This window comes from Janthinobacterium sp. 1_2014MBL_MicDiv (genome assembly GCF_001865675.1).
Classification (GTDB): domain Bacteria; phylum Pseudomonadota; class Gammaproteobacteria; order Burkholderiales; family Burkholderiaceae_D; genus Janthinobacterium.
In genome coordinates, this window is sequence record NZ_CP011319.1 from 4,354,860 (window position 1) to 4,366,589 (window position 11,730).

The 11,730-nt window shown below is 62.3% G+C and carries 11 protein-coding genes; 2 read left to right on the forward strand and 9 right to left on the reverse strand.

Annotated features, from left to right (window positions below):
* Positions 1-98 precede the first annotated feature (98 nt).
* Positions 99-1,583, reverse strand: a complete 1,485-nt coding sequence (ubiD, locus tag YQ44_RS18850) for a 4-hydroxy-3-polyprenylbenzoate decarboxylase (protein ID WP_083411947.1) — start codon at positions 1,581-1,583, stop codon at positions 99-101.
* A gap of 477 nt (positions 1,584-2,060) precedes the next feature.
* On the opposite strand from ubiD, the gene YQ44_RS18855 reads away from it, so the two are divergent.
* Positions 2,061-2,987, forward strand: coding sequence for a lytic transglycosylase domain-containing protein (locus YQ44_RS18855; RefSeq protein WP_071324692.1), 927 nt, complete (start codon positions 2,061-2,063; stop codon positions 2,985-2,987).
* Between the two features lie 335 nt (positions 2,988-3,322).
* Here the strand turns inward: YQ44_RS18855 and nusB are convergent, their stop codons facing one another.
* The 3 genes from nusB to ribBA all read right to left on the reverse strand — a co-directional run bounded on the left by nusB (position 3,323) and on the right by ribBA (position 5,760).
* Positions 3,323-3,793, reverse strand: coding sequence for a transcription antitermination factor NusB (gene nusB / locus YQ44_RS18860; RefSeq protein WP_071324693.1), 471 nt, complete (start codon positions 3,791-3,793; stop codon positions 3,323-3,325).
* Positions 3,794-3,981: 188 nt separating this feature from the next.
* Complete coding sequence (ribH, locus tag YQ44_RS18865; RefSeq protein ID WP_071326615.1) at positions 3,982-4,464, reverse strand: 6,7-dimethyl-8-ribityllumazine synthase; 483 nt, start codon at positions 4,462-4,464, stop codon at positions 3,982-3,984.
* Between the two features lie 177 nt (positions 4,465-4,641).
* Entirely contained in the window at positions 4,642-5,760 is a 1,119-nt protein-coding gene (ribBA, locus tag YQ44_RS18870; RefSeq protein ID WP_071324694.1) for a bifunctional 3,4-dihydroxy-2-butanone-4-phosphate synthase/GTP cyclohydrolase II, read from the reverse strand.
* 485 nt (positions 5,761-6,245) lie between these two features.
* Here ribBA and YQ44_RS18875 point away from each other — a divergent pair, with 485 nt between their 5' ends.
* Positions 6,246-6,671, forward strand: a complete 426-nt coding sequence (locus tag YQ44_RS18875) for an OsmC family protein (protein ID WP_071324695.1) — start codon at positions 6,246-6,248, stop codon at positions 6,669-6,671.
* Between the two features lie 87 nt (positions 6,672-6,758).
* On the opposite strand, the gene YQ44_RS18880 is transcribed toward YQ44_RS18875, so the two are convergent.
* The 5 genes from YQ44_RS18880 to YQ44_RS18900 all read right to left on the reverse strand — a co-directional run bounded on the left by YQ44_RS18880 (position 6,759) and on the right by YQ44_RS18900 (position 11,708).
* A complete protein-coding gene (locus tag YQ44_RS18880) occupies positions 6,759-8,300 on the reverse strand; it encodes a hypothetical protein (protein ID WP_071324696.1) in 1,542 nt (513 codons plus the stop codon).
* Positions 8,301-8,577: 277 nt separating this feature from the next.
* Positions 8,578-9,210, reverse strand: a complete 633-nt coding sequence (locus tag YQ44_RS18885) for a riboflavin synthase (protein WP_071326616.1) — start codon at positions 9,208-9,210, stop codon at positions 8,578-8,580.
* Between the two features lie 148 nt (positions 9,211-9,358).
* Positions 9,359-10,459: a bifunctional diaminohydroxyphosphoribosylaminopyrimidine deaminase/5-amino-6-(5-phosphoribosylamino)uracil reductase RibD gene (ribD, locus tag YQ44_RS18890; protein ID WP_071324697.1), complete on the reverse strand. Its 1,101-nt coding sequence runs from the start codon at positions 10,457-10,459 to the stop codon at positions 9,359-9,361.
* Positions 10,460-10,617: 158 nt separating this feature from the next.
* Positions 10,618-11,148: a GspH/FimT family protein gene (locus YQ44_RS18895; RefSeq protein WP_071324698.1), complete on the reverse strand. Its 531-nt coding sequence runs from the start codon at positions 11,146-11,148 to the stop codon at positions 10,618-10,620.
* A 119-nt stretch (positions 11,149-11,267) separates the two neighbouring features.
* Entirely contained in the window at positions 11,268-11,708 is a 441-nt protein-coding gene (locus YQ44_RS18900; RefSeq protein ID WP_071324699.1) for a type IV pilin protein, read from the reverse strand.
* Positions 11,709-11,730 lie beyond the last annotated feature (22 nt).

Consider the following 11,730-nt stretch of genomic DNA (forward strand, 5'->3'; position numbering starts at 1 on the left):
AGTATGCCCACCATGAGCATGCGAGCCATGCCCACCATGAGCATGCAAGCGCCGCAACGTCGGCTTACGCGCAAGCGCTAACCCGACCTACGTAGTCCCTACAAACCCAGCTCCTGCCAGATCCCATCCACCTTCGCCTTCACTTCCGGCGTCATGGCGATCGTCGTGCCCCACTCGCGCGTCGTTTCGCCCGGCCACTTATTCGTCGCGTCGATGCCCATCTTGCTGCCCAGGCCGCTGATCGGCGAGGCGAAGTCCAGGTAGTCGATCGGCGTGTTGTCGACCAGGGTCGTGTCGCGGATCGGGTCGACGCGCGTGGTGATGGCCCAGATGACCTCTTTCCAGTCGCGGATATCGACGTCCTCGTCGACGACGACGATGAACTTGGTATACATGAACTGGCGCAAGAAGCTCCACACCCCGAACATCACGCGCTTGGCGTGACCCGCGTACTGTTTCTTGATCTGCACCACGGCCATGCGGTAGCTGCAGCCTTCGGGCGGCAGGTAAAAGTCGGTGATCTCGCTGAACTGCTTTTGCAGCAGCGGCACGAACACTTCGTTCAGCGCCAGGCCCAGCACGGCCGGCTCGTCCGGCGGCTTGCCCGTATACGTGGAGTGGTAAATCGGGTCACGGCGCATGGTGATGCGGTCGATGGTAAACACGGGGAAACTGTCCTGCTCATTATAGTAGCCCGTGTGGTCGCCATACGGCCCTTCCAGCGCATGCTCGTAGCCGCTCGGATGGTTTTCGTCCGGATAGATATGGCCTTCCAGCACGATCTCGGCCGACGCGGGCACGCGCAGCTCACTGCCGATGGCCTTCACCAGCTCCGTGCGGCTGCCGCGCAGCAAGCCGGCGAACTGGTATTCGGACAGGCTGTCCGGCACCGGCGTCACGGCACCTAATATAGTAGCGGGATCGGCGCCCAGCGCGACGGCGATCGGATATGGCTTGCCCTTGCTCTGGATGGCGTGCTCGCGGAAGTCCAGCGCGCCGCCCCGGTGCGCCAGCCAGCGCATGATGACCTTATTGCGCCCCAGCACTTGCTGGCGGTAAATACCCAGGTTCTGGCGCTTCTTGTTCGGGCCCTTGGTAATCACCAGGCCCCACGTGATCAGGGGGGCGATGTCGCCGGGCCAGCAATGCTGGATCGGCAGGCGCGCCAGGTCGACGTCATTGCCTTCCCAGACGATTTCCTGGCATTTCGCGCCGCGCAACTCTTTCGGCGACATGTCCCACACGGATTTCACCAGCGAGCCCAGGCCCAGCAAATCCTTGAAATCCTTCGGCGGCTCCGGTTCCTTCAGGCGCGCCAGCACATGGCCGATCTTGCGCAGTTCGCTGACGTCCTCGGCGCCCATGCCCAGCGCCACCCTACGCGGCGTGCCGAACAGGTTGCCCAGCACCGGCATCGTGTGCCCCGTCGGATGGTTGAACAGCAAGGCCGGTCCGCCGGCGCGCAGGGTGCGGTCGCAAACCTCCGTCATCTCCAAAATCGGTGAAATGGGCGTTGAAATGGGCTTAAGTTCACCCATTTGTTGCAGTTGAGAAATAAAATCTCGCAAATCTGAATATTTCATGTGTTTTTAATTTTTTTTGACGTCGGACGCCGTTGCTGAAGGATCTATGCCAAGTAATTGATTTTATTGGCTTTTGGCACAATGCAAGTCAAAAAGTAAGACATAAAAGTAATAAAGAAACGATTCGTTAGTATTGACTTGATATAAAACGGCTTCTACAATTCGCCCAACTTGAAAGAGGACGCCGGCCCAGAGCTTGATTTTAGCGTCTCTCCTTCATTCACGGAGTCGGGGCTCCACATGACATTTTAAGGAGTGTTTTCAAAAGGCGTCTGCCTTACCCCCGGTAAAAGTTGTATTGCGACTGATCCAATACCAAAAGGGACCGATCAGCTCAGGCAAGCAATGACGGCGTTTCTCGCACGCATCCATACGCGGCGGAAACGATGATATTTCTGATGCACGGCATTGGCAGTACCCACAACACCGCGAGACCGCGGAGGGACTGCCTGTTGACGCGACATTTCGGGGAACTCTATGACTCATCGTAGCACTGAAGCAGCTTTGCCTGCTTCAACCGTGGCTGGCCAGCCAGCGTTGGCGCGTTTGCGCGCCCGCGCAACGGCCATTTCAGCTCGTGGCGTTTTGACCACGGCGCAACACACACTGACAGTCTTTGGCATTTCCGCACTTGCACTGATCGCCCTGCTGATGTTCCGCCCGGACCTGGGCAAGCAGCTGACGCACAGCCTGTTCCCGCTGCCGATGGCAGAAGCACAAGCCGTGGAAGCACCGGCCCTGTCGGCACTGATGGAAGCGCCTGCTTCCGTGCAAACGGCCGCCGTCAACGATGCACCGCTGACGAAGGAAGAAAAAGCCCTGCTGGGCACGCAAAAGCAGCAGCAATGGGTCACCAACTGGCTCTCCAAGCGCTACCGCGTGGCCAACGATGCGACCAATATGCTCGTCTCGACGGCCTACCTGACGGCGCGTGAAATCAAGCTCGACCCGCTGCTGATCCTGGCCGTGATGGCCATCGAATCGGGCCTGAACCCGTTCGCTGAAAGCCCAGTGGGCGCGCAGGGCTTGATGCAGGTCATGTCGAAGATCCACCACGAGCGCTTCCAGGAAATGGGCGGCGTGCAAGCGGCCTTGAATCCGGTGGCCAACATCCGTGTCGGCTCGCTGATCCTGAAAGACTACGTCACGCGTGGCGGTTCCGTCGAAGCGGGCTTGAAAACCTACGTCGGCGCCGCCAACTTCGCCACCGACTCGGGCTACGGCTCGCGCGTGCTGGCCGAATACCGGCGCCTGAAGCAAGTGTCCGCCGGCCAGCGCGTGCCGACGACGACGCCGGTGATGGCATCGAACACGCCGGCGCCAGCCCAGGCGCCTGCCCTGCCGAAGGAAAGCGGCAGCATTACCATCAAGATTGCACCGCATAACGAGATCGCCGGCCTGTGACCCTTTAAAAGCCCTCACAGGGGCATCCAGCAAAAAAGCCACCGCACGCACGTGCCGGTGGCTTTTTTCTTGCCCTGCGGCGTACGGCTTGCTGGGCGCACGCTCTTCGGACCAGCTGCGCGGCCCGCTCACGAGCGATGGCGGGCGCAGTGCACCACCTTCGCCGTACCGACAGAGCCGGTGCCTGGCTTGCCCGCCACGGTCGAAAGAGGCCGCCAAGGCCCGCGAAGAGGCGCGAGGCCATATGTTGACAGCGCTTCACAAACAAAAAGGGCAGACTTTGCAGTCTGCCCTTTTTGCATCCGTGCGGCCCAGCCGCAGGATGTATACATATATTACTTGCGCTTGTTGGCGTTGACTTCTTCCTCGCGGAATTTCACTGCCAGCTTGTCCAGCACGCCGTTCACATACTTGTGGCCGTCGATACCGCCAAACGACTTGGCCAGCTCGACCGCTTCGTTGATGACGACGCGGTACGGGATTTCCATGTTGTTCTTCAGCTCGAACGCGCCGATCAGCAGGATGCCGTGTTCGATTGGCGACAGTTCCGCGATATTGCGGTCGATCAATGGGGCCATGCTGTCGCGCAGCGCCAGCGAATCCTTGATCGTGCCGTACAGCAGCACCGTGAAGTGATCGCCGTCCGCCTTGTCGAAGCCATGCGCGGCGCGAATATTGTTCACGACGGTGGTCGCATCTTCATTATTCAACAGCCACTGGTACAAGCCCTGCAGCGCAAACTCGCGCGCGCGGTGACGCGGCGTGCGGTTTTTGCTGGGATTGGCGAGCAAATTTTTCTCAGTCATGATTGTTACCTGTTCTTAAGTACTTGTTCACTACAAATTCCGGCGAGACACTATGGTGCGCCTTTAGGCAGCGCAGCCACAGCTCAAGCGTGCGTGAGAAGGATGTCAGGGCAAGGCGCGAGGCCGAACACAGTACGAAAGTACGGCTAGGCCTCGCAACGCCGCCATGGCATTCTTGTCACATGCGCTCAGTCTTCGTCGGCGTCCTGCAACTCTTCCAGCGCTTGCGCCAGATTAGCCATTTCCACTGCCACGCGTGCCGCTTCCGCTCCCTTGACCAGCATGCGCACTTCCGCCTGCTCGTCGTTTTCGGTCGTCAACACTGCGTTGGCGATGGGGATGCCGTAATCGAGACCGACGCGCGTGATGCCCGCGCCCGATTCGTTCGATACCAGCTCGAAGTGGTAGGTTTCACCGCGAATCACGGCGCCCAGTGCGATCAGGGCGTCGAATTGCTCGGTTTCTGCCATTTTTTGCAGAATCAGTGGGATTTCCAGGGCGCCCGGCACGGTCACGTGCAGGATATCTTCATCGGCCACGCCCAGCTTGCTCAACTCTTCCAGGCATGCCGACAGCAAGCCACCACCGACGATTTCATTGAATCGTGCCTGGACGATACCGACGCGCAAACCTTCGCCGGCAAAATTGGTTTCATATGTTCCTACGGTCATCATAAGCCTCTTTAATCTGGTGGTTCAGGGCGACACGCACATGTCGCCTTCATTTAGTATCACATCGACGCCTGACAAAATCGTAGCGAGCGGCAGTGATTGGTGGCCGAGAAGCGCAACTGCACGGCAGTACAGAGCGCATCGCAGGCCGCAAACCACGACGCGCAGTAGATTTGCTTAGGCGTCCTGGCCAGGATGGCACTGAAAACCCGTTACCTCCAGGTCGAAACCGACCATCGACGGCATCTTGCGCGGGCTGGCCAGCAATTGCATCTTGCTCACACCCAAGTCGCGCAGGATTTGCGCGCCGATGCCATAGCTGCGCAGATCCATGCTGGCGGCGCGGCCTTTCGGCTTGGCTTGCGGCGTATCGAGCGCGGCAAACTGGGCAAACAGCTCGCCCGACGTCTCGCCGCAGTTCAGCAAGACCATCACGCCCCGCTCGGAGCGCTTGATGGCGGCCATCGAGGCGGCCACCGTCCACGAATGGGTGGTCGCCTCGCTTTCCAGCACATCGAGCAGGGAAACGGGCTGGTGCACGCGCACCAGCGCTTCCAGGCCCGGGGCCAGGTCGCCGTGCACGAGGGCCAGGTGGGCCGATGCGCTCGGCTTGTCGCGGAAGGCGATCAGGCGGAATTCGCCATGCGCCGTATGCAGGGTGCGCTCGGCAACGCGCTCGACCAGCGACTCCGTCTGGCTGCGGTAATGGATCAGGTCAGCAATCGTGCCGATCTTCAGGCCATGTTGCTCGGCAAACACCAGCAAGTCCGGCAGGCGCGCCATGGTGCCGTCGTCCTTCATGATTTCGCAAATCACGGAGGCGGGCGTCAGGCCGGCCATGGCCGTCAAGTCGCAGCCGGCTTCCGTATGGCCAGCGCGCATCAGCACGCCGCCTTTTTGCGCTTTCAGCGGGAAGATATGGCCAGGCTGGACGATATCGCTGGGCTGCGTGCCCTTGGCCACGGCCACCTGGATGGTCTTGGCGCGGTCGGCGGCGGAAATGCCCGTGGTCACGCCTTCTGCCGCCTCGATGGAAACGGTGAAGTTGGTGCCGTAGGCCGTGCCATTGCGCGAGGTCATCATCGACAGGTTCAGCTCGTCGCAACGCTCTTCCGTCAAGGTCAGGCAAACGAGGCCACGCGCATGCGTGATCATGAAATTGATTGCTTCAGGCGTCACGAAATCGGCGGCAAGCACCAGATCGCCTTCATTTTCCCGGTCTTCTTCATCGACCAGTATCACCATGCGGCCGGCGCGCAATTCAGCGACGATCTCTTCGGTGCTGGATATAGACATTATTCATCCTCGTATGACGCCTGGCATAACCTGCTGCGCGTCGGTCCAGGCGGCCTGCGATGCGCACCGTACCTTCGTACGGTTGCGCTTCTCAGCCACCTGTCCCTTCCGCTCGCTACGGTTTTGCCGGGCGTTGTTAATGTAACTAAAAACTGAACCTGAACCTGAAACATCAAGCGCAAAAATTCCGCAGATTTCCGGGAATTTTCTTATAACCTGCTATTTTAAAGGATTTAGCGTCGACAGACCTGAAATAAGACAGTGTAGCCACAGCAACACCGCAGCCGCAGCCCGGCCTGCCCGGCAAAGCGCCGATTCTTCGATCCAGCGCAAACAGCGCGGCCAAAACGCGCGCCGCCAGCCTTGCAAAGAGCATAAGATCAGCCAGTCATCGCCACGGCGCTGATTCCCCTTGCGCCCGGCCGCGCCAGCCGCCGCCGGCGCTTTCCCGTCATTGCAGGTACACCCCATACAGGAGCGGCAGCATGAAAACCAACGGATCGGCCATCTGGTCAGGCGGCATCAAGGATGGCAAGGGCGCCATCAGCACCCGCAGCGGCGCGCTGCAGGAATATCCCTACGGCTTTGCCAGCCGCTTCGAAGGCAAGCCCGGCACCAACCCGGAAGAACTGATCGGCGCCGCCCACGCGGGCTGCTTCACCATGGCCCTGTCGCTGATACTCGGCGAAGCAGGCTTGACGGCGGAAAAGATGGAAACGACGGCCGAAGTGACCCTGGACAAGGTCGATGACGGTTTTGCCATCACGGCCGTGCACCTGGTGCTGAAAGCGAAGATACCGGGCGCCGACCAGGCCAGGTTCGAGGAATTGACGGGCAAGGCCAAGGCTGGCTGCCCCGTGTCGAAGTTACTTAAGGCCAACATTACCCTGGATGCCACGCTACTGCCTTGAGTCGTGGCATTGACTGCTGCGCAAGCTGCATCCTGGGCTGAAATCTTGCCTGTATCAAACCTTGCTTGACATTCGATCTGGCCGATATCAAACCTTGTTCACTGGTTTGACCGGTTCCACGGGGGCAACCGGCGCCACCAGCGGCAGACGCGAGTCGCTGGCGGGCAAGGGCCGGTTCATCAGGCCGGGATTCAGGGCGGCGTTATTCAAATTGTAAGCGGCAATGGCCGCCGCCACGGACGGGTCTTGCGACGACGGCGGCGGCACGGCCTGGCCCGCGTTTTGCGCGGCCAGCTGCTGCGCCTGTGCATTTTGCTGGGCCAGCTGGGCTTGCGCCGTCGCCGCCGCCAGGCCCGCATCGGTATCGGCCTGCGCCTCGCGCGCCAGCGACTGCGCCCGTTCGCCGGCCGCCCGCGCCGCCATCTGCGCGTCGTCGGCCGCCAGCTGTGTGCGTACCGCCTCGTCGGCGGCCAAGCGCACCTGTTCCTGGCGCTGGTCTTGTTGCAATTGCGTCTGCTGGACTTGCTCCTGGCGCAACTGTTCCACTCCCGCCGAGACTTGCTGGCGCACCTGGCGCTCCCCGTCGATACGCTGGGCATCGATGCGCTCGCTATCTGTCCGCTGCGTCTGCAAGCGCTCCTGCACGCCATCGCTCTGCAACGCTTGCTGCCGCTGCACATCGGCGCTGCGTTGTTGTGCTTGTTGGGCTGGCAACTCGCCTGCCTGCGCCAGCTGGGCGCGGGCGGCCGTGGCGGACGGCAATTGCGCGGCATCTGGCGCCGACTGCTGTTGCACCTCTTGCAAGTCCTGCTGCAACTCCTCCGTTTCCATCTGCTGCCGCACTTCCAGCTGCCGCTGCCCCAAGGCATCCAGCGGAGCCATGGCCGGTTCGTCCGCGGGGGTCTGGGCCAGCACGGCAGCCTGTGCCACCGGCGTTTGGCCCGCAACAACAGCACTGGCCGCCACTCCTTCACCGTTCAGATCGGCTTCCACGGCAGTAGCAACGACGGCGCCCTGCCGCTGGGCCAGTACGGCCCCCACCTGCGCCAGCACGTCCGTTCCCTGCTGCAAGGCGTTCAGAGTGGCATTGCTGTCGGCCGCATACGCCGCCTGCAGGGTGGTCGCATCCACCTCTTCATTGCGCAAGTCGATGCCGATGCGGGCCAGCCCCGCCTGCGTGAGCAAGCTGCCGTCCTGCGCCAGCGCAGCCGCGGCGCCCGTCGTGCCATCGCCCGACAGCAAATCGTAGCGCTGCGCCAGGCTGCCCGGCGTATCGCCGGCCGTCGCCAGCTGGCTGGCATCGATGCCGCTCGTTTGCAGCTGGGCGAACGATTCCGTCAACTGGCGCACCAGCGCCAGCAAGTCGTCGTTGACATGCACGGGCGTATTTGCCGCCCGGGCCTCGTCCGTGGCGCCCTGCAAGGCCAGCAATTGGCGGCGCGACAAGGCCACGCCGGACAAAAACTGGCCCAGCGGGGAAATGTCGACCTGGGTCGACGACAGGATGGAGATGGCTGCCGCCGCGCCTGCAGCGGGCACGGGCACGGCCGGCGCCAGCGGCGCCGTTTCGCCGACACGGGGTGTTGCCGGTATGATATTGGGCAAGGTGGCGCGCGAGATCGGATCCATGACTGGCCTCCACAGGGGAAAGCCCTATTATGCGCGCCTGCAGGAAAAGCAACACACGCTTGGCGGCCAAGCGTCTATCCCGGCAGATGAATGCATCCCCCGCTGGCGCCGCCCCGAAGCGGGAAGTCGCCGCGTGGCTCGCCACGCGTCTTCCTCAAGCCTCGTCCGCGCTCCCGATGCGCAACCGGCACGGGATGCGCCCGACGGGCATAGGCCCCAAGCGACTGCCAGGCCGGGAGCACCCTCCCTGCGCGGTGCATGCGGAGGGGCAAGCTGCTTATGCTTGTTTATCCAGCGACAACATACGCTCGACATAGCGGGCGATCAGGTCAATCTCCAGGTTGACCTTGCCATCGACTTGCAGGTGCTTCAGGGTCGTCATGGCGATCGTGTGCGGGATCAGGTTGATCGAGAAGCGGCAGCCGTTGACGGCGCCCGCACCCAGGTCTTCCACGCGGTTGACGGTCAGCGACACGCCATTGACGACGACGGAACCCTTGAAGGCCAGGTATTTCGCCAGCTCATGCGGCGCTTCGATGACCAGTTCCCACGACTCGCCCACGGCTTCGAACTTGCGCACGATGCCCAGGCCGTCGACGTGGCCGGAAACCAGGTGGCCACCGAGGCGTTCTGCCAGGGTCAGGGCTTTTTCCAGGTTCACTTCCGTGGTGGTATCGAGGCCCACCGTGCAATTGAGGCTTTCGCGCGAGACATCGACGGCAAAGCCCGTGTCCGATTTTTGCACCACCGTCATGCAGGCGCCATTGATGGCGATCGAATCGCCGAGGGCCACGTCGGCCAGCGGCAAGCCGCCCGCGTGGATGTTCAGGCGCACGCCTGCGTCGAGGCCGCCTTCGAGCGGCAGCACGGTTTCAATCTTGCCAATGGCTGCAACAATTCCTGTAAACATGGTCAACCTATATTGAAGTAATTAAAAAGGTAATAATAAGAAGGTAATAAATACGGTGGCGGGAACATCTGTACAACGTGCGGGGCCGGCGCCTTGCCGAAGAGCGTGGATAGGACGCCATGGCAGGCAGCCCCTTGCCCCGCCTTGATCAGGTGCTCGCGCCGAACCTGGCAAGGATACGCACATCTGCGCCGACTTGCTGAACCTGGTGAAACTGCAAGCGATATTGACCGTCGAGGTCGCTGAGCGCGGGCAAGGAAAACATGCCTTGCGCATCGCCCAGCAAGGTGGGCGCCAGGTACACGAGCAGCTCGTCGACGCAGCCTTCGCGTATCAGCGAGCCGTTCAGCTTGGAACCGGCCTCGACGTGAACTTCATTGATTTGCCGGCGTCCCAGTTCCCGCATCAGGGCGGCCAGGTCGACCTTGCCGGCCGCGTTCGGCAGCACGATGACTTCCGCGCCCAGCGCCCGCAGCTGCGCTTCCTTTGCCGGATCGGCGACGGCGGCCACGATCCACGTGCCGCCCCCTTGCAGGATGCGCGCGTCGAGGCTGATGTCGAGGCGGCTGTCGACAACGATGCGGCGCGGCTGGCGCGGCGTCGCGACGGCGCGCACGCTCAGCTGCGGATCGTCGGCCTTGACCGTGCCGATGCCCGTCAGGATGGCGCAGGCGCGCGCGCGCCAGGCGTGGCCGTCGGTGCGCGCCTCCGGCCCCGTGATCCATTGGCTCTTGCCATTGTGCAAAGCCGTCATGCCGTCCAGGCTGGCCGCCGTTTTCATGCGCACCCACGGCTTGCCGCGCTGCATGCGCGAAAAGAAGCCGATATTCATCTCATACGCCTCGTCCGCCAGCACGCCCGTGGTGACGGCGATGCCGGCCGCCTCCAGCTTGGCCAGCCCCTGGCCCGCCACCAGCGGATTCGGGTCCGTCATGGCGGCCACGACACGCCCCAGTCCGGCGCGTACCAGCGCATCGGAGCATGGCGGCGTGCGGCCATGGTGGTTGCACGGCTCCAGGGTGACATAGGCCGTGGCGCCGCGCACATCGTTGCCGCGCGCGCTGGCATTGGCCAAGGCTTGCACCTCGGCATGATCCTGCCCGGCCGCCTGCGTCACGCCGGCGCCGATCACCTGGCCATCCTTGACGATCACGCAGCCGATGCGGGGGTTCGGCGAGGTCGTGTACAAACCGCGCGCCGCCCATTCCAGCGCCAGGCGCATGCCATCTATATCGTTGAGTATTTCCACAGGCTTCTTTGTTTGACAGTGAGTGTAAAGGTAATCAAGGGACGCAACTATATGCTGCAGCTATGGCACAACTCAAGGCGGTAACTCAGGGATGCAAGCAATAGTGTCCATCAAAATAGCGCAACTGCCGCTGCGGTTTGATCCTCATCAATATCGAGCTACTGGCTGTCGGCCACGCCGCTGCAATTGACCGCCTGCTGCTGCGGATCGCACACCCTTACCCTGCCCAGCATATTGATTTTAATATGGCGTACCTGTTTTCCCAAAATCAGGGACAAGGTGCCCCAGCGTGCCGCCAGGCTATTGGTGGCGCTGCAACTGCGTCCCGCACCATTGTAGGCGATATAAAACGGCGGCGTGGCCGATGAAAACGCGAACTGGGCGCTGATGCCGGCCGCCAGCGGCCCCTGGCGGAACAACAACTCATCGCCGTCATCGAAAGCCAGGTTGCTATTGCTGTCGATAAATACCAGCCAGCCCGTGCGCCAATCCATGCCGCCGGACCCCGCGGGCATCAGCAGCACGCGCTGGCCGCGCGCCATCGCTTGCGCCCGCGTCAACTCGATGGCGGAAAACAGGTCCGTGGCGGCCACGCGCACCTGCTGGCGTTCCAGCAAGTGCCGCAGGCTGGGCAAGGCCGCTGCCGCCAGCAGCGCCGCGATCGACAACACGGCCAGCAATTCCAGCAAGGTATGTCCTGCCCTGCGTGGCTGGCCGCACGCACGGAAAGATAAAGCGCTTGCACATAACTGCCATGCGTACCTCAGCCGTGTACCCATGAGCGGCGCCCTCTCCGGCACGGCCATGGCTAGGGCCAGCAATGGCTGGCGGGGCCGCTGCTGCCGCGCTGCCCCATGCTGGTCAAGGACAATACGCCGCAATCGGGATCGTGAAACTGCGGATCCACCTTCGCCGTGCCCGGCAAGGCGCGCAGCAGCACGCATTGGCCGATGCTCATGTCCGGACAGGCGACCGCCTCGATTTCATACGCGCTGCCCACCGGTCCCTCGCCGGACCACCACTGGAATTGCTGCGCCTGCGGTGCCAGCGATGCCGAACTAAAGGCCAGATACTGATTGTTCTGCGTGTAATAGCGTTCCTGCTGCTGCATCAGCCGCAACAGGGCCGATTGTCCCTGCACGCGCTTGGCCCGCACGACATGAGCATGATAGGCAGGCAAGGCCAGCGTCAGCAGCATGGCGACGATCGCCAGCACGGCCAGCAACTCGATCAGGCTGAAACCGGGCATAGCAGCACGGCACCGGGAACGC